The organism is Salinactinospora qingdaonensis, assembly GCF_039539445.1.
In the GTDB taxonomy this organism is placed as follows: domain Bacteria; phylum Actinomycetota; class Actinomycetes; order Streptosporangiales; family Streptosporangiaceae; genus Salinactinospora; species Salinactinospora qingdaonensis.
On the sequence record NZ_BAABDD010000006.1, the window covers coordinates 199,520 to 217,038 of the forward strand.

Here is a 17,519-nt window from a genome sequence, read left to right on the forward strand (position 1 = left end):
TCCTCGCTCGCGCGGGATACCTGGGAACCCACTTCATGCTCAAGCGTCCAGGAGACGGTCCAGGTCGTCTTCGTCCATGCCGAGGTCCATGCGGACGCGGAACCTGATGCGCAGCAGCTCCATCAGCAGGTCGTGCATGTAGGGGGAGATGTCTTGGTGGCGGAAACGCTCCACGCCCAGGGTGGCCCAGGCGTGGGCGCCCTTGAGGTCGTCGTGGGCCTGCAACGTCTCGGTGATGTGGATGTAGGTGGGCAGGTTACGCGGCCCCTCGGCGCGGAGCCGGTCCATGCGGGCGTAGGCGTCCTCCACCCGGTCCAGCTCCAGCAGCGCGCCGGCCTGGAGCGCCCGCGCGTCGATGATGGTGATCCCGCCGTCGTCTATGGCGCGCTGGTAGGCAGCCGCGGCCAACTCGAACTCTTGGGCCATCTCCCACTGCTCACCGGCTCGGACGAACAGCTCGGCACGGCAGATCTCACTGTCGGCCTCGACGCTGTTGGCCAGATCGACAAGCTGCCGGGCCACCGCGGTGTGGTCCCCCGACTGCACGGCTCGGAACTCCAGCCGGTCAAGGTCGGCCGTTGTCACGCGGGTCAACTGACACCCTCCTCGTCCTTGCCGGTGCGGACCACGCCGGGGGTCAGGCGCGGGCCCGCTCCAAGGCTTCCCAGAATCCTTGCCGCAGTGCGTGGCGAACCTCGTCGCGCAGCAGGAAGTCGACTGGTAACGACGAGCCTTGCAACAGTCGGGCCTCCATGTCGGAGGGCATGCGGGGCTTGCGCGCGAGCACTGCCTCCAGCCACAGGACCGGCGCGTCGCGCGCGATGGACTCGGCGAAGTTGGTGCCTTCGCGTTGCGCGACTCCGACAGCGTCGTCGATGCCGCGGGGACCGTGCCCGCCGGAGGGCGGGTAACCGCCCTGCGACGGCGGGCCGGCATAGGGTCCGGGCTGAAATCGTTGTGCGGGCTGGGGGCCAGTAGGGGCGTTGGAGTCCTGCTGGGCTCCGGCGGCGCTCCTGGAAGCGGAATCAGTTTCCGTACTGGCCCCAAAAGTAGGGTTTGGGCCGGTGTTACCTCCAAACCCGGGATTTTCTCCCGTATTCGGCCCGTACCTGGGGTCGGCTCCCGGGGGCGCGCCGCGTGGAGGTGGCGCCTCCCGCTCGTAGTGGCCTTGGGGGCCTTGGGGACCTTGGCCCATCATCTGGTCGTGCGGGGAACCGTTGGGGTAGTGCGACTGTTGCGGCTGCTGGTGTTGTTGCGGTTGTTGCATGGGCGGGCCGGGCCGCTCGCCGCTGTAGTCGGGGCCGGGCTGCTGCGGGCCGCGCATGCTCGGGTGCGCTCCCGTGGCCGGTCCGGTGGGGTTGGGGCCGGTGGAGGGGTGCGGCGCCATACCCATGTGGCCGCCCGTGGGAGGGGCGTGCGGCGAGTTCTGGCCGTCGGCGGAGAAGCCGTGGGCCTCAGACCGCCGGTTGCCGCCCGAATTGTCGTTGCGTTGGCCGTCCATTCCGGCGCCCGGCTGGGGGGCGAGATGGTCGCCGCCGCGCTGCTGGGCGAGGCTCTGGCGCATGGCGCGCAGTTGCTCCATGGCGCTGCTGCCGGGGTTGGGCTGCCCGCCGGCCGGGGAGGGGCCGCTTTGGGGGGAGGGGCCGCTCTGCGCGGGGTGGCCACCGGTGGCGGGGTGGGCGCCCGTGGGGGGCGAGGCCGGTCCCGCTTGCGGCTGCTGGCCGTTCTGGGCGGAGTGGGCGCTGCTCGCGGCATTGGCGTTCATCGCCGTGTGGCCGCCCGTGTTGGCGAAGGCGGCCTCCATGCTGTTGCCGCTCCCGGCGGGCTCCATGCGGGAGCCGCCGACGTTGGCCGTGACAGGCATGCGCGTAGCCGGCGGCGTACCGCGGGAGCGGCCGTTGCCCATCGGGCTGTGCGCCTCAGGGGCGCCGCTGTCGTCGGACTCGGCGGCCCCGGCGACGAGGTTGACGTAGGGGCGCAGGTGACCGGCGCCGATCTCGATCAGATCGTCGCACTCGCGGCGCAGCGCCCGGGAGATCGTCCAGTTTCCCTCCACGGAAATGTGGACGACGGTGACCCGGACACCGAGGTCTTGGACGTCGGCGACGACCTGCGCCATGTCCTCGTCGCCGCTGACGAGCACGGCTTCGCACAGCACTCCCGTTCGGGCGAGTGTGGTCAGGTCCCGCTGGACATAGCTCTCGACGCCCTCCCGTCTGCCAGGACGGATACGCGCGGCTCGGAATTTGATGCCCGGGATGTCGGCGATGCCGTCCTGCTCCTGGGTGCGGCGCCCCTCAGAGGTCGCCTCGTACCAGTAGCATCGCAGCAACGGCAGTCCCGTGCGATCACGCGCCACCTCGTTGAGCAGTTGCACGAGCCCCGCGTAATCCCAAGACACGGAGTCGCGGTTGCGCGTTCCGTGCACAGCCATCGCACCGTCGGCAAGGAGGTAGCCGGCGTCAACGAACAGCGCGCAGCGATCCACGCGACACCGCCCCTTCCTCGTTCCTGTTCACCCACCCGGAAATGGGGCGGGTCTTCGATCGGCAGTCGGCACTCGACTCTACGGCCTAAAGGCAGACCGGGCCCAGCCTAGCCAAGTCTGTGCCGGTTTGTGTGCGGCCTTGCACACTGGGAGTTGTGAAGTAAGTAAAGGACCTCACTACGGACGGGCGTGACAGTATATTTACGGTACTGGGGTGATCCGCACTGACCGGGGGCGCCAAAGCAACGGACCACGAGGGGCAGGGTTTCGGGCAGACCACCACCCCAATCGAGGCATATCAGGACATTATGGGGGAGGTCACGGCCACAGCGCCAGCGAAGTAGGCGTCGCGCCGCGACACTAACAGCAGACGTGGGTGCCGCGGCAGCACGGTGCTGAACTGAGCGACGTCGGTGCCGAACGTCAACGGCGGCCCCACGGCACCGGCCGCCGAACCGATGAAAGCGTTGTCGGGGTCGCCGTCGCGGCGCCGCAGCGGGGTGTCGCCGAGGAGGACCCGGTCACCGGACAGGCCCGCGTCGCCCTCCCAAGCGACCACGTCGATCCCGGCCTGGGCTTGGGCAGAGAGCAAACCGGCCAGCGGGAGCCGCATGCCGGCGCCTGCCCCGTGCACGACGGTCGCGTTGTCGAGCACCATCGTCTGGTTGTAGTCCTCGGCGGGATCGGAGACGACGACCACCAGGCTCCAGCCGGCGTGGACGTGGGCGCCGGGGCTGGTGGGGATGTCGGCAAGCCACCACTGTCCCCCACCGGCTCGGCGCACCTGCTCGGTGACGTCGGCGAACGCCTGGTAGGCGGGAGATCCGGGCAGGTGGCGCACCGCGGTCTCGTCGGCGTCGACCGTGGTGTAGCCCTCCTGGCCGGGGCCGCGCAGTTTCGCGGTGACCCCGCCCGGCGCGCGCCCCGTGCCGGAGAAGTACAGACCCGCCCAGCGCACCGCTCCCCCAGTGGGGAGCTGCCAGCGCACGGAGCTGGACATGTGCGTGGCGGGATCGCGGTCGAGGTCGAGCGGGCGCATCGACCACAGATCGTTGTCGAGACGGTCACCTTCCCGCCGTCGGGCGCGCTCGCACGCGCCGTCGCCAAGGGGAGCAACGGTGGGCGGCTCGGGCTCTGCAAGCTGCTGGGGTGCGACGGTCGAGGGAGCGGGGGCGGCAGGGGTGCTGGACGCTGGGGCGGGCTCGGGCGTAGCCGGAAATGAGGGGGTGGACGCGAGAGAGGGCGTGGGCACGGAAACGCGAGTGGCAGTGGCCGCTGACGGCGAAGGCTGGGTGGGCGCAACGGTGGGTTTTGGGAAGCTGGAGACCACCGGCGCTGGAGCCGGCCGCTCGTCGGCCAAGGTGTCGGGTCTGGGTCGGCGGTCGCCGTCGAGGAACCCCTGCACATTCACGGAACCGGTCGTGTCGAACGGCCACGGCCAGCGTGGTTGAGGCTGGTACGAGAAGTCGTCAAGGCAGGTCATAAGGGTGTTTCCGGTGGCTATGGAGCGGACCTGGCCAGAGGTGGCATAGCGGGCCGGCGTCCCCTCGGGGTCAACCCCGTGGCTGCCCGTAGCCGCCGTGGTGACCCCGCCGACGCGCACCGACACACGCGGCGGTTCGCCCGCCCGCGCGTCGCTGGCCACGGCCACATCGAGGTGGGCCACCGCGTCCTCGCCCGCCTCGATGCCGGGGACCACACATCGGGCACCGGAGGTCTCGGGCACGCACGACCAGCCGTCGGCACCGGCCGCCATGGGGACAGCGGCGGCGCTACCGGCCTGGGCCGCGGCATCCAGGGTGACCCCTTCGGGCAGGTCGAGGTCGGCCACGACGTCGTCACTGGTGGTACCGCCGGTGTTGCGCAGCCGCATGACGACGATGCCCGGGTGGCCGGGAACGAGCGCGCCCACGGGGTTGATGGTGGCCGCGAGGGCGGGCTCCGCCTCTGGGGAGGCGGATGGGCGGGGCGGGGTGGGGACGGCCGAAGGGGTGGGCCGCGGCGGCTCGGGCGCGGCTGGGCTGGGGGGTGGACTCGGCGGCGAGGGCGCCGGTTCGGGTCCGACGGAGCGCGACGGCGCCAGCGATGGGGCTTCCGTGCCGGGAGGCGGCGGGGTGGGAGCCTGCGGCGGCGGGTCGGTGTCCGATGGCGTCGGCGGGGCCACGGCGGCGGGCCGCTCGGGAGCGGGCGGCGGTGCATTCTGGCTCACCATCGCCAGCGCCACGGCGGCGGTGACCGCGGTGGTGGCGGCCCCGGCCATCGTGGCGCGCTGCTGGGTCGTCGACATCTGGGACCACCACCCGCCGGCGAAGGCCCCGCCGGGCAGGGATGCCAGGTAGCCGGCCATGGCCGGACCGGCGATGAGGGGACCGACGACACCGCGCAGCCCGATGTTGACGTCGCTGAGTTCAGCGTAGACGGCGCGGCAGTGGGCGCAGGAGTCGAGGTGGCGGTCGACGGTGGCAGCGTCGCGCTTGGCCAGCCCACCACGCACATAAGCGCCGAGCTGGCTAAGGGCGGGGCGACACTCCTCGGTGGGCACCTCGCCGGCCAGGTGCATCTGGAGGTAGGCACGGCGCAGTCCCTCGCGGGCGCGGTAGGCCAGCGCTGAGACGCTGTTGGGGGTGAGGTTCAGCAGCGGCGCGACGTCGGCCGGTTTGGCGCCTTCGATCTCGGTGTGCCAGAGCACGCTGCGCCAGTGCTCGGGCAGCGACAAGTAGGCGCGGGCGATAAGGGAACGCTCCAGCCCCGCCAGCGCCGGGTCGACGAAGGGCTCGCCCTCGTCGAAGGTGGCCATGTCGTCGGTGGCAATCTGGCGACTGTCGGTGCGATAACGGTCGTAGACGATGTGGCGCAGCGAGGTCAGCAGGTAGGGGCGGAAGGCGACCGTGGGGCCGCTGCCACGCCGCAGCACGCTGAGGACGCGAGCGAATGCCTCGGAGACCACGTCGTCGACTTCGGCGCTGCGCACAAGCTGACGGGCGAGCCCCCGAGCGGCCTCGGCGTGGCGCCGGTACAGCGCCGCGTAGGCGCCGGAGTCACCGTCACGAACAGCCGAGATTAGCTTCTCGTCACTTTCCGACTTCTCAAAGTGATCAGACTGTGCGTCGGTCATACTCTGCCCTTCGGCCTTTTCGTGCTGTTTGCATTGTCGCTGCTGTGCCGCTCTCCACCGAGGCGCCGTCGTCCGCGCGGCCCGCCGCAAACAGGGGTACCACGGAAAATATCCGACTGGTTACATGAGGTAACGCCCCCGTAAAAAAATATCTTGGTTTTCCGCGTCATAACGCCCAGAGTTGCCCGTTGGTGTAGGTGAGAGCGCATTCAGGAGCCGCGGCTTCATGCGCGGCGCCGGGGCAGGAGCACCGACCGACCAGGGAGATGGGGAAGCTGGATGGACATCCTCGGATTCGCACGCACCCCGAGTGTGTTTTCTCCCCAGCGGTTGCGCAGCCAGTGGTACCGCCATAGCAAGCGGGCCGGCTGGACGCCGGCCGATGACTGGTGGACCCCGGCCGTGGACGACGTGTGCGAAGCGGTCGTCCACGGCGCGGATCTGGAGTCGCCCTGCACCCGATTCGGCCACGCCCGCGCCCGGATGGGAACCACCGTGGGCGCTGCGTTGGAGGACTTCGCCGCGCTGTGCGACGTGCTGGGCTGGGCCTCTTGCCCCGTGCGTCCGGTCAAGGCCATCGCCGAAGGCTGGGCGGAGGCCATCTGCCGTCTCGACGATTGCCGCGACCCGCTGACGGGACTGGCCACACCGGGTTACCTGCGGCTACGGCTGGAAGAGATTTACGCTGCGGCAGCGGAACCGCCGGAGCGAACCCACCGGCTACTCATCGTGGCCCTGGACGGGGTGGCCGACCCGTGGCGGCGCACGGCTCGGCTCATCGTGCTAGGCCATGAACTGCGCCGATTCTTCATCCATGGGGAGACGCTGGCGCTGCTCAACCGGCACCGGATCGCGGCGCTGGTTCCCCTGGCCGCGGATCTAGCCGAGCGGATAAAGCAACTACAGACGCGGCTATCGGGACAGCCGGCGGCGCATGTGTGGAGTGTGGCGCCGCCGCCGAGCCACCGGGAAGCGCTGCATCTGCTCACCGACGTGGGTCGGGTGCCGATGGGCCCCTGACCCACCCCGGACTGTCGGCACCGCGGGGCCCCGGGGAGGGGGCGGGGCCCGGGTGCCGACGGTTCGGCCGGTACCGACGTGAGCGGTGAGGGGGGCTCGCGAGGGCCGGCACCGCCGGAAGCGCAGGCTGCGGCGGGTAACCAGGTCGCGGAGGCCGGCCGACTCGTAAGAGCGGGCGAGCCGGCCGGCCCCGCTGACCGATGCGGGGAACGTGTCCACACCACGTCCCCCGCGCGGGGCGCGCCCGCCCGTTGGAGGGGAGGTGGGCGCGCCCATTGCTGTCATGGACCGCCGACGCGCCCGCATTCGGAAGCGGGAGAGCGTGAACCGTACGGCGCCACTCGCGCCTCGATCGCTCCGCGACCTCGACAGCCACCAAAATGCCCCCCACGACGAGCAAACCAACCCCACCACGCAACCCACCCGACACCCACCAGAAGACCCGAACAAACAACCATCAGCCCTGCCGGTCACAACAACCACCCTCCCCAATCCTCCCCTCAACACCCGCCGGGAGACTCGACGGGCGAGTTCGGGCGCGCGGTCACAGCGGTCCTCAGCGACCGGCCTCTCCGGCGCTCGACGCGCGGCAGACCCGACGGCGGAACACGCTACCGTCGCCAAAGCCGCCGGACTGGCGGCATCAGCCCGTGGAACGCAGGTAAGACCCGAGCACGCTCGGACACAGCGCGACGAAGCAGGAACCCACCGAGACGGTCAGCCGACCGCGGTAGGAACCCCCAGCCTTTAGGTCGGGGGACGGAAGTCAATCGCCCACCGCCCCGTGCGGTGGAAACGGCCGATACGCGGAACGCGCACTACGCCCACTAGTTTTTGGAAAGTCGGCGCGGACCAGCGGTGGGCCGCACGCGGGTGAGCACGCCCGCTGTCGCCCCCGCGGGCTGCCGAGATCGCGAAGCGATCGAGGCACGAGCGAACGAGGAACACCCCACGCACCCCGCACCCCAGCCGTTTGAAAAACAACAACCTAGCCCCCTACAGCGGAGCGTCCGGGAGGTGTGCTTCTCAGTCGCACTGTTGGGTCGAGACCGGTGCAGTGGCCGTGCGTCCCTGCTCGGCGTTGCCGGCGACCTCTTCGGCGGTGAGGACGTAACCGGTGTCCTGGTCATCGGTGGCCGCAGCGAACACCACGCCGTAGACGTCGCCGTCGGGAGCCAGCAGCGGGCCACCGGAGTTGCCGGGACGCACCGTGGCGCGTACCTGGTAGATCTCTCGGCTGACCTGCTGGGAGTGGTAGAAGTCGGGCCCCTGGGCGGTCTGCTCGGCGCGGATGCGTGCGGGGACGACGGTGAAACCGTTGTTGCGGGGGAAGCCGGCGACTACGGCGTCGTCGCCCTTCTGGGCCTGCAACTCGAAGTCCAACGGTTCGAGCTGCATGCCCGGGACGTGCAGGACGGCGATGTCCTGCTGCGGGTCGTAGAGCACGACGCTGGCCGAGAGCCGCCGGCCGGTACGGGTGGTGACGGACAGCTCATCGCGCACCCCGGCGACAACGTGAGCGTTGGTGATAACGCGCTCGGGCGCGTAGACGAAGCCGCTGCCCTCGACACGACGCTGACACGAGGGGGCGGTGCCGAGCACCTTGACGACGCTCCTGCTGGAGTCGCGCAGTTCTTCGGTGGTGAGCACGTTGGGGTTGGGGGCGGCGACCTCGGCCGGTTCACTGGCCCCTAACCCGCTAAACACTTGGGGAAACGCGCTTTGGTCGACGATGCTGCGGAACGTGGAGAACCACATCTGCGCCGAGTTGGGCAGGACGCGGTCAACCGCGTTGAGGATGTGGGAGTTACGGACCTGGGTGTCGAGGTAAGGGATGGCGGAGTTGGCCAGCGCGCTACCGATAAGCCACGCGACCAGCACCACAGAGAGGGCGCTGACCAGGGCACCACCCATAGCGTCGAGGACCCGCGCCGAGTTCCACGTGACGCGGTTGCGCACCAGCGCACCCAGGTAGGAGGCGAGGAACTGGCCCAGCGCAGCCGCGAGGAAGACTACCGCGATAGCCAGCAGCGCCTGCTGGCTGGGCCGCTCGACCAGGTTCTGGATGATGGAGGGGGCGCCGAGCGCGGCGAGTACCCCGCCGCCGATGAACCCGGCGAAACTCAGTACTCCGACGATGAACCCCTGCCGGTAGCCCGACATCGCGAAGACGAAGACGAGCACGGTCAGGAGTGCGTCGAGCACAAAGCCATCCAACATCGCGTTAGGCCGTTCCGCCCGTCGGCCGCAGGGCCACAAGCGTTTCGAGCGGCTCCTCGCGGGCGCCGCTGTGCCAGGGACGTTCCCAGCCTCCCAGAATGAGCAGTTCGTTGAGTAGACCGGCCGTGAATCCCCAGACGAGCATCTCGCGCACTCGGAAGGCGGGACCGGTGAAGCCGGCGGGGTGGCGTACCCGCAGCCGGTTGGCCGGGTCGGCGAGTTCGGCGACGGGAACGCGCGCGACCCCTGCGACCTCCAAGGTGTCGACGGGGCGCACCTCGCTGGGGGTGTGCCACCACGCCAGAACGGGGGTCACCCGGAACTGGCTGGGCGAGATGTAAAGCTCGGGCAGCGTGTCGAGCACGGTCACCCCCGCCGGGTCCAGACCGGTCTCCTCATAGGCTTCCCGCAGCGCGCACGCCGCAGGGCCGATGTCGCCCGCTTCGAGGGCGCCTCCGGGGAACGCGGGTTGCCCAGAGTGGCGCCGCAGCCCGTCGGCGCGCTGGATGAGCAGCACCTCGGGGCCGCTGTGGGCGTGGGCGAACAGCACGAGGACCGCGCTGTGACGTCCGCCCTGCCGGGGTGGGCGCAGGGCGGGGGGCACGGTCATCGTCTGGGCCGCTTCAGCGAGGTCGGTCAGCCATGACGGGACAGTGACGTTCGGGGACTGTGACTCGTTCATGAGAAAGGTCCGTTCCGCACCAGTTTGCGCGCTTGTTCTTCCTCGGTGGGCCCCTCCCCGAAGGCGGGGCACCAGTGGGCGAGCGCGCACGCGCCACAGGCCGGCTTGCGGGAGTGGCAGATACGGCGGCCGTGCCAGATCAGCCGGTGGGACAGCAGGGTCCAATCCTTGGGCGGGAACAGGTCGGCGATCTCGCGTTCGACCTTGACCGGGTCGGTCTCGGCGGTCCAGCCGAACCGGCGCACGAGCCGGCCGAAGTGAGTGTCGACGGTGAGCCCGGGCACGTCGAAGGCGTTGCCGAGCACGACGTTGGCGGTCTTGCGGCCCACCCCAGGCAGGGTGACGAGATCGTCGAGACGACGCGGCACCTCACCGCCGAACCGTTCGCACAGCTCGTGGCCCAACCCGATGATGTTGTCGGCTTTGGAGCGGTAGAAGCCCGTGGAGCGGATGATCTCGCACAGCTCATCGCGGTCGGCGGCGGCGTAGTCGGCCGCCTCGCGGTAGCGGGCGAACAGGGTGGGCGTCACCGCGTTGACACGCTTGTCGGTGCACTGCGCCGAGAGGATGGTCGCGACGAGCAGTTCCAGCGGGGTCGTGAAGTCGAGCTCGCAGTGGGCGTCGGGGTAGAGCTGGATCAACTCGCGGTTCATGCGCCGGGCGCGCCGCACCAGAGCAAGCCGGGATTCGCCGGTGGGAGTAGCGGAAACGGTGCCGGCGGCTTCGACCGTCGACCGGACTGCGCTACCGGCACCGGCGGTGGCCGCGGGCACTGCCGAGGAGGTGGAACTGTCACGAGGCACATCCATAAGCCTACGGATGAGCGACCAATCGCGGGGACCTCCCCATGGATGCGCGTGGCCAAGCTGGAAGATCGCCGGCGGGCGAGCGGCGGGCCGCCTCTTCGCGGCGGCCACACCGGATACGAGGACATATGGGCTAGTGGGGCGGGGTGGGGCGTCGAGCTGGCGCCGGAGGGCGGGCAGCCGGCCTCCCGCCGCTCGTGCCTCGATCGTTACACGGCCTCGGCAGCTCACCCGGCGGCGGCCGTGCCGGGGCAGCCGGGGCAACCACCCACGCACCACTTACCCCAGGCAACCTCTCCCACGGCCGCAACCGACGAACACCGGCCTCCTCACCACCTCCGGCCCCATGACCTTTTCGGGCGGCCCCGCACGGGAACGTCCTAACTTGGGGCCGGCATGGCTGGTCCCTGCTTGTCCACCACGATGTTGGGGTGGTGTCACCGGGTGCGAGTGCGCCCCGCGAGTGCTGCTGGAAGCACGCCCCCTCCCCCGACCGGACGGCAGGGTGGAACCGCCCCAGCGCCCGGCCTACCAGTGGTGTGCGGTCCGTGCTCCGCGCAGCGGAAGGCGAACGCCCCACGCTCCCGCTCCCCGAGATCTCGCCGTCGTGGGGACAGAGGACATGTGTGGCCCTGCCTCCGGTCAAGGCTCGGACAGACCTGGTGGCGCGGCTGTCCCCAGCGACGACGGCGAGTGGATGGGGCGCATTGGACCCCTGATTCCCGCGACGGGGGTGACGGAGATTATGTCTGGGTTATCCGGACATCAAAGGACCCTGCGGTCATGCGCCTTGTGATGCATCTAAGATCAGAAGTGCTGCCGTCAACCGAGCGAGCTGGCCGCCACTCGGGCGACAAGCCGAAGTAACGACCTGGTTTCACAACGGGATGCGATATAGGTCACACTGTTGTTGATCAGGTTGCAAGGAGGAAGTGGTGGACGAGACCAACGAGGTGCTGAGCAAGGCTCCCCTCTTCGAGGCGCTGGATGACGACGCCGCGGCGGCGCTGCGCAACTCCATCAGCGAAGTGCGGCTGGGGCGCGGACAGACGCTTTTCTCTGAGGGCGACGCGGGCGACCGGCTCTACGTCATCCTCAACGGAAAGGTCAAGCTCACCCGAACAGCCGCTGACGGGCGCGAGAACCTGCTCAGTGTCCTCGGGCCGACCGAGATGTTCGGTGAGCTGTCCCTCTTCGATCCCCGCCCGCGCACGGCTAGCGCCATCGCCGTAACTGACGTCCTGCTGGCGGGACTGGGCCATGACGACCTTCGTCCTTTCATCTCCAGCCAGCCCGAGGTGGCCATCCAGTTGCTCAGAGCGCTGGCCACACGGCTACGCCGCACCAACGACGTGATGGCCGACCTGGTATTCACCGACGTGCCCGGGCGAGTCGCTAAGGCCCTGCTCGACCTGGCCGACCGGTTCGGCAAGGAAGGCGAGGACGGCCTGCACGTGCACCACGACCTGACGCAGGAGGAGCTGGCACAGCTCGTCGGGGCGTCGCGCGAGACCGTGAACAAGGCACTGGCCGAGTTCGCGCTGCGGGGGTGGCTACGCATAGAGGCCAAGGCCGTCGTCCTGCTCGACATGGAACGGATGCGCCGCCGGGCCCGCTGATCCCCGCAGGAGATCCGGCTAGTCGAAACTCAACTCAGCGGCAATGTCGCCGCGCTCGGTCAGATAACGCAACTGGGCCCGCACAGAGGCTTGCGCCGCGGGCAGCACCGCCGGGTCGATCCCGGCGTAAACGTGCGCGACCACCTCCCCCGTGGTGCGCGCACCGGCGTCTACCGCCGAGACGACTTGGGCCAGCCGCTCCTCACGGTGCTGGATGTACTCGGTGAGCTTGCCCATCGGGTCCGTGGCGAGCGGCCCATGGCCAGGCAACAGGGTGCGGATACTTTCCGTAGCCACAAGCTCGCGCAGCCGAAACAGCGATCCCATGTAGTCGGAGAGCCCCCCGTCCGCAGCGATCACTGTGGTACCGCTACCCAACACGGTGTCGCCGGTCAGGAGCGCACCGTCAGCGGGCAGGTAGAAGGAGACCGAGTCGGCAGTGTGGCCGGGCGTGGCAACGACTCGTAGCTCCAAACCGTCGGCTTCGATCACCTCGCCGTCAGCCAGTCCACCGCCGTCGATGCGGTAGGCGGGGTCCGCCGCACGCACCGGCGCGCCGGTCAACTCCGAGAAGTAGCGCGCCCCCTCGACGTGATCGGGGTGGTGGTGGCTCAGCAGCGTGACCAACACCTGAGCACCCTGCTCCTGCACCGCACGGGCCACGCGCTCCAGATGGGACTCGTGGTGAGGGCCGGGGTCGATCACGACGACGCCGCGCGCCCCCGGCTCGCGCAGCACCCACGTGTTCGTGCCGTCGAGCGTCATAGGGCCCGGGTTGGGGCAAAGCAGACAGTTAGCGCGCTGGGTACCGGAACCGTCGATCCTCATCAAACCTCGCTCCACCGACGGCACTGCCCCGCCTCACGGCTGTGGGAGGCAGAGCAGGCCACGACCTCACGGCGAATCGTCGAAGGGCCGGGGCGCCCCTTCCGGCAGGACCGCCCGCAACGTCCCGTCCACCTCGCGAATCTCCGGCATGATCGGGCTGATCTCGCGTTCGGCCCCCAGCACGCCGTGCAGCGTGCCGCAGTCGGACAGCTCCCGGAGTGTGGCGGCCGTGGGCGGCAGCATATCCAGCTCCCCGCGCCGCCATCCGGCCAGGGCCTCACTTGGGGACAGCCAAGCCACCCGGTCGGCCTCCCCACCCACCTCACGGGGACGCTGGCCCCGCGGTAGCACAGCGGCGAAGAAGCGCGTATCGAAACGGCGCGGCTCGGCCACGGGGGTAATCCAGCGCGACCACGCCCGCAGCAGGTCCGAACGCAGCACCAGGCCGCGACGCTCCAGCAACCCGGCCAGCGACAGGGAACGGTCGAGCAGAGCACGACGATCGGCCTCCCAGTCGTCGCCGCGGGTGTCGGCCACCACCTCCGTGGCCGAGGGGCCGGCCAGCAGCACGCCGGACTCCTCAAACGTCTCTCGAACGGCCGCACACACCAAAGCGCGCGCCGACTCCTCGTCGGCGCCCAGTTGGCTCGCCCACACTGCTGGAGAGGGCCCGGCCCACCCCAACGCGGCGTCGGCGTCGCGGGGGTCGACCCCGCCGCCGGGGAAAACGTAAGCGCCCGGCGCGAAAGCCATGGCCGGCACCCGCCGCAGCAGGTAGACCTCAAGCGCGTCGCCCTGGGCACTCGCCGCCGCCCCGCGCAGCAGCATAACCGTGGCGGCGGGGCGCGCCTCGACAGGCTCAACCCGACCCGCGAGCACCGCCCGACTCCAATCGGCCGCCTCGTCCGGCGCCGGGGGTGGGGACGCCACGATTACCGACCTCCTCGATCTCCCGCCAGCCCGGTAGGGGCGCGCCACCACAGGAGCCATCCCGCTCGGCCCCACCACAGGCCACGCCCCGTTACGGCGGAGAAGCCGCGTCCGCGCCACGCGGCAACGGCACGGCTCCCCTGCGCCGGCTCTACTCTCTACTCCGCCTCAACAACCATCTCGACCTCGACCGGAGCGTCCAACGGCAGCGCCGTGACCCCCACAGCACTGCGGGCGTGCGTGCCGGCCTCGCCGAACACCTGGCCGAGCAGCTCGCTCGCCCCGTTGATGACCTGGGGTTGGCCCGTGAAACCGGGGTCGCTGGCCACGAAGCCCACGACCTTGACCACCCGCCGGACCCGAGACAGCTCGCCCACCTCGGAGCGGACCGCGGCGATGGCGTTCAACGCGCAGATGGCGGCCAACTCCTTGGCCCGCTCCGGGGACACCTCGGCGCCCACCTTGCCTGCCTCGCTGAGCGTGCCTTCCACGACCGGCACCTGGCCGGAGATGTAGACGTAATCGCCACTGCGCAACGCCGGCACGTAAGCGGCGACCGGGGCGGCCACCTCGGGCAGCGTGTAACCAAGCTCGACGATGCGTTGCTCTGGCGTCGTCACTGCTTCTCACGCTTCATGTAGGCCACGAGCTGCTGGTTACGAGGATCGTCATCCACGGAAGGCCCCGGGACCACCGAGACCAGCTCCCAGCCGTCCTCTCCCCAGTTGTCCAGAATCTGCTTGGTCGCGTGCGACAACAGCGGCACGGTCACGTACTCCCACTTCGTCATGAGCGCCACCCTATCCATCCCAACGCCACCCCCGAGCGGAGAACCCGGCTGTACCGTGCCAAAACCAATAAACTCCTTCAGGTGAGCGCACGTGATAGCGATTGGGACGGCGTCCGCCTCCATGTCGTCACGGGCAAGGGGGGCACGGGCAAGACGACACTGGCCGCCTCCTTGGCCCTGGCACTGGCCTCCGGCGGCGGGAAGGTGTTACTGGTCGAGGTGGAGGGCCGCCAAGGCATCGCGCGGCTCTTCGACTGCCCACCACTGCCCTACGAGGAGCGGCGGGTGGCGGTGGCCCCCGACGGGGGCGACGTCCACGCCCTGGCAGTCGACCCGGAAGCCGCGCTACTGGAATACCTGGAGATGTTCTACAGTGCGCGCCGCGCGGGCCAGGCGCTCACCCGGTTCGGTGTCGTCGACTTCGCCACCACCATCGCCCCCGGGATGCGCGACGTCCTCCTGACGGGCAAGGCCACCGAGGCGGCCCGGCGCCGCGTGCGGCGCGACCGCACCCGGCGCGGCGAGGACAACGCGCCATTCGTCTACGACGCCGTGGTGATCGACGCCCCGCCCACCGGACGCATTGCACAATTTCTCAACGTCAACGCCGAGATCGCCGGTCTGGCCAAGGTCGGACCCATCCGCAACCACGCCGATCGCGTCATGGAGGTCATCCGCTCGCCGGAGACGACTGTTCACTTCGCGACCGTGCTGGAGGAGATGCCGGTCCAGGAGTGCCTAGACGGTATCGACGAGGTCCGCGGCGCCGGCCTGAACGTCGGAAGCATCATGATCAACATGGTTCAGTCACCGCTGCTGGACGCCGACCTGCTCGCAGCGGCACCTAGCGAGGTCGACGTCGAACAACTCACCCGCGGCCTCAAGGCCGCCGGCCTCGACGCGACCGAGTCCACCGTCACCCAACTCAGCGCCGAACTCGTCGAGCACGCGCGCCGGCTGAGCGTGGAGGAGGGTATGCGGAAACGCCTCCTCGCTGCCGACCGGCCCCACTACGAACTGCCGTCACTGACCGACGACATGGACCTCGCCGCGCTATACCACCTGGCGGGGGCGTTGCGCGATCAAGGAGCGGCGGCATGAGCGCGCCCGCCCCCGGCCTCGACACCGATGCGCTGCTGCGCGACCGGAGTACCCGCATCATCGTGTGCTGCGGCTCCGGCGGAGTCGGCAAGACCACTACAGCCGCCGCGCTCGCCCTCTGGGCCGCCGAGCACGGCCGCGACGCTGTCGTCATCACCGTCGACCCCGCCCGGCGGCTCGCCCAAGCCATGGGGCTGACCGAACTCGACAACACGCCCCGGCCGATCCCGGTCGACGCGCCGGGGACGCTGCACGCGATGATGCTCGACATGAAGCGGACCTTCGACGAGATCGTCGAGGCCCACGCCGACCCCGAACGGGCCGCGCAGATCCTGGCCAACCCCTTCTACCAGTCGCTGTCATCGACCTTTTCCGGCACGCAGGAATACATGGCCATGGAGAAACTGGGCCAGTTGCGCCGCTCCGACGAGTGGGACCTGATCATCGTCGACACCCCGCCGAGCCGGTCGGCGCTGGACTTCCTGGATGCCCCCGAGCGGTTGGGCCGCTTCCTCGACAGCAAGCTGATGAAGTTCCTCAGTAGCTCGGAGTCGGCCAGCGGGCGGGCCTTCCGACTGCTCGGCGCGGGCTTTGGCATAGTCACCGGCATCATCGGCAAAATCGTCGGGGCACAGTTGCTGCGGGACGTCCAGACGTTCGTGACCGCCTTCGACGCTGTATTCGGCGGGTTCCAGGAGCGCGCCACTCAGACCTACCGGTTACTGCAAGCGCCGGGCACCGCGTTTCTCGTGGTGGCCGCCCCGGAAACCGACGCGATCCGGGAAGCGTCGTACTTCGTGGAACGGCTTAGTGACGAGCGCATGCCGCTGGCGGGCCTCGTGGTCAACCGAACCCACCGCAGCAAAGTGCCGCGCCTGTCGGCCGCGCGCAGCCTGGCGGCGGCCGAAGCGCTGGAGGAGACCGGCGAGCACCTCGTAACCGCGTCGGCCCTACGGCTGCACGCCGAGCGCATGCGGATTCAGGACCGGGAACTGCGCATCCGGGAAAGCTTCACGTCGGCGCACCCGTCGATCCCCGTGGTTGAGGTGCCCGCCCAACCAGAGGACGTGCACGACTTCGCGGGGCTTCGCCGGATCGGCCGCGCGCTAGCCGATCCGGAAAACCGACCCGGCGAACAGAGCACGCCGACGTGAAGGGGGTTGGGGGTTGACGTCCTGTGTCGCGGCTGTGGCCAGGGGGTCCCAGCCAGTGGCTGAGCGGATCGAATCGGCGTGCCCGTCATGGGTGGCCGCTTCACCGCCCCAACCGCGGACGCAGCGGTCGCTATCAGTGCGCGCGACCGGCGCGATCGCGCGAAATACCGATCAGCCGAAGATCATCTGGCCGTCGTTGGAGCGCTCATACTCCTCGCGTGCGTTCTCCAGCAGCTCCTTCCAGGATCGGACATCGGGTCGGCGCCGTAGCAGAGCACGCCGTTCGCGTTCGGTCATCCCTCCCCAGACACCGAACTCGATGCGATTGTCCAGCGCGTCAGCCAAGCACTCGGTGCGAACCGGGCAACCACGGCAGATGAGTTTGGCGCGATTCTGCGCGGCCCCCTGCACGAAGAGCGCATCAGGGTCGGTTTCCCGGCAGACTGCACGGGCAGTCCAATCCGTGATCCACATGTGCCCCACTCCCAAGATCATCATGTGTGTGTTGTACGTACTGCCGACGGGCGCGGTCGTCGGCGACGCGGCGACGCTCCCAGGGGACGCTGCGTCGGTAAAGATGCAGCTCCAGGGCAACAACCCCGGAGCGCGGGGGATCGGCCGATCCGACGTGCGGCCCTCCTCATCGCCGCTGGAGAAGAAATTACGGATCGTAAGGCGCGGCCAACAGGCCCCATTAGGCCCATTTCTGATATAGCCCGAGTGGGCCATTGCCTTTGCCGAAACTAGTTACCCCAAAGCTACCGAG

The 17,519-nt window shown here is 69.6% G+C and carries 15 protein-coding genes; 4 read left to right on the top strand and 11 right to left on the bottom strand.

Annotated elements, in window-relative coordinates:
* Nucleotides 1-39 precede the first annotated feature (39 nt).
* From ABD848_RS08850 to ABD848_RS08860, 3 genes are all read right to left on the bottom strand, one after another.
* Complete coding sequence (locus ABD848_RS08850) at nucleotides 40-594, bottom strand: hypothetical protein (protein WP_344969484.1); 555 nt, start codon at nucleotides 592-594, stop codon at nucleotides 40-42.
* 43 nt (nucleotides 595-637) lie between these two features.
* Nucleotides 638-2,488 (bottom strand): NYN domain-containing protein, encoded by a 1,851-nt coding sequence (locus ABD848_RS08855; protein WP_344969487.1) that lies wholly within the window; start codon nucleotides 2,486-2,488, stop codon nucleotides 638-640.
* A gap of 298 nt (nucleotides 2,489-2,786) precedes the next feature.
* On the bottom strand, nucleotides 2,787-5,603 hold the full coding sequence (locus tag ABD848_RS08860; protein WP_344969490.1) for a sigma-70 family RNA polymerase sigma factor: 2,817 nt from the start codon (nucleotides 5,601-5,603) through the stop codon (nucleotides 2,787-2,789).
* A gap of 279 nt (nucleotides 5,604-5,882) precedes the next feature.
* Here ABD848_RS08860 and ABD848_RS08865 point away from each other — a divergent pair, with 279 nt between their 5' ends.
* The gene (locus ABD848_RS08865; RefSeq protein ID WP_344969492.1) at nucleotides 5,883-6,623 is read left to right on the top strand and encodes a hypothetical protein; all 741 of its coding nucleotides are present in this window, start codon (nucleotides 5,883-5,885) and stop codon (nucleotides 6,621-6,623) included.
* Between the two features lie 1,026 nt (nucleotides 6,624-7,649).
* Here the strand turns inward: ABD848_RS08865 and ABD848_RS08870 are convergent.
* From ABD848_RS08870 to nth, 3 genes are read right to left on the bottom strand one after another with little or no spacing between them, the layout of a single operon-like run.
* Nucleotides 7,650-8,828, bottom strand: coding sequence for a MarP family serine protease (locus ABD848_RS08870; RefSeq protein ID WP_344969503.1), 1,179 nt, complete (start codon nucleotides 8,826-8,828; stop codon nucleotides 7,650-7,652).
* Nucleotides 8,829-8,847: 19 nt separating this feature from the next.
* The gene (locus tag ABD848_RS08875) at nucleotides 8,848-9,525 is read right to left on the bottom strand and encodes an NUDIX hydrolase (RefSeq protein WP_344969506.1); all 678 of its coding nucleotides are present in this window, start codon (nucleotides 9,523-9,525) and stop codon (nucleotides 8,848-8,850) included.
* Complete coding sequence (gene nth, locus ABD848_RS08880; protein ID WP_344969692.1) at nucleotides 9,522-10,199, bottom strand: endonuclease III; 678 nt, start codon at nucleotides 10,197-10,199, stop codon at nucleotides 9,522-9,524. The genes ABD848_RS08875 and nth overlap by 4 nt, the downstream gene beginning before the upstream one ends.
* Before the next feature lie 1,064 nt (nucleotides 10,200-11,263).
* On the opposite strand from nth, the gene ABD848_RS08885 reads away from it, so the two are divergent.
* A complete protein-coding gene (locus tag ABD848_RS08885; protein WP_344969508.1) occupies nucleotides 11,264-11,950 on the top strand; it encodes a Crp/Fnr family transcriptional regulator in 687 nt (228 codons plus the stop codon).
* A gap of 18 nt (nucleotides 11,951-11,968) precedes the next feature.
* On the opposite strand, the gene ABD848_RS08890 is transcribed toward ABD848_RS08885, so the two are convergent.
* The 4 genes from ABD848_RS08890 to ABD848_RS08905 form a co-directional block, all read right to left on the bottom strand.
* Nucleotides 11,969-12,778 (bottom strand): MBL fold metallo-hydrolase, encoded by an 810-nt coding sequence (locus tag ABD848_RS08890; RefSeq protein ID WP_344969510.1) that lies wholly within the window; start codon nucleotides 12,776-12,778, stop codon nucleotides 11,969-11,971.
* Nucleotides 12,779-12,844: 66 nt separating this feature from the next.
* Nucleotides 12,845-13,606, bottom strand: coding sequence for an NUDIX hydrolase (locus tag ABD848_RS08895; RefSeq protein ID WP_344969695.1), 762 nt, complete (start codon nucleotides 13,604-13,606; stop codon nucleotides 12,845-12,847).
* A gap of 260 nt (nucleotides 13,607-13,866) precedes the next feature.
* Nucleotides 13,867-14,328, bottom strand: a complete 462-nt coding sequence (locus tag ABD848_RS08900) for a RidA family protein (RefSeq protein ID WP_344969512.1) — start codon at nucleotides 14,326-14,328, stop codon at nucleotides 13,867-13,869.
* A complete protein-coding gene (locus ABD848_RS08905) occupies nucleotides 14,325-14,498 on the bottom strand; it encodes a DUF4177 domain-containing protein (protein WP_344969514.1) in 174 nt (57 codons plus the stop codon). The genes ABD848_RS08900 and ABD848_RS08905 overlap by 4 nt, the downstream gene beginning before the upstream one ends.
* Nucleotides 14,499-14,579: 81 nt before the next feature.
* Here ABD848_RS08905 and ABD848_RS08910 point away from each other — a divergent pair, with 81 nt between their 5' ends.
* Both ABD848_RS08910 and ABD848_RS08915 read left to right on the top strand, forming a co-directional pair.
* Nucleotides 14,580-15,599 carry an ArsA-related P-loop ATPase gene (locus tag ABD848_RS08910; protein ID WP_344969517.1) on the top strand — a complete coding sequence of 340 codons (1,020 nt, stop codon included), beginning with the start codon at nucleotides 14,580-14,582 and terminating at the stop codon, nucleotides 15,597-15,599.
* Entirely contained in the window at nucleotides 15,596-16,753 is a 1,158-nt protein-coding gene (locus tag ABD848_RS08915) for an ArsA family ATPase (protein WP_344969519.1), read from the top strand. The genes ABD848_RS08910 and ABD848_RS08915 overlap by 4 nt, the downstream gene beginning before the upstream one ends.
* 171 nt (nucleotides 16,754-16,924) lie before the next feature.
* On the opposite strand, the gene ABD848_RS08920 is transcribed toward ABD848_RS08915, so the two are convergent.
* The gene (locus ABD848_RS08920) at nucleotides 16,925-17,227 is read right to left on the bottom strand and encodes a WhiB family transcriptional regulator (RefSeq protein WP_344969697.1); all 303 of its coding nucleotides are present in this window, start codon (nucleotides 17,225-17,227) and stop codon (nucleotides 16,925-16,927) included.
* Nucleotides 17,228-17,519 lie beyond the last annotated feature (292 nt).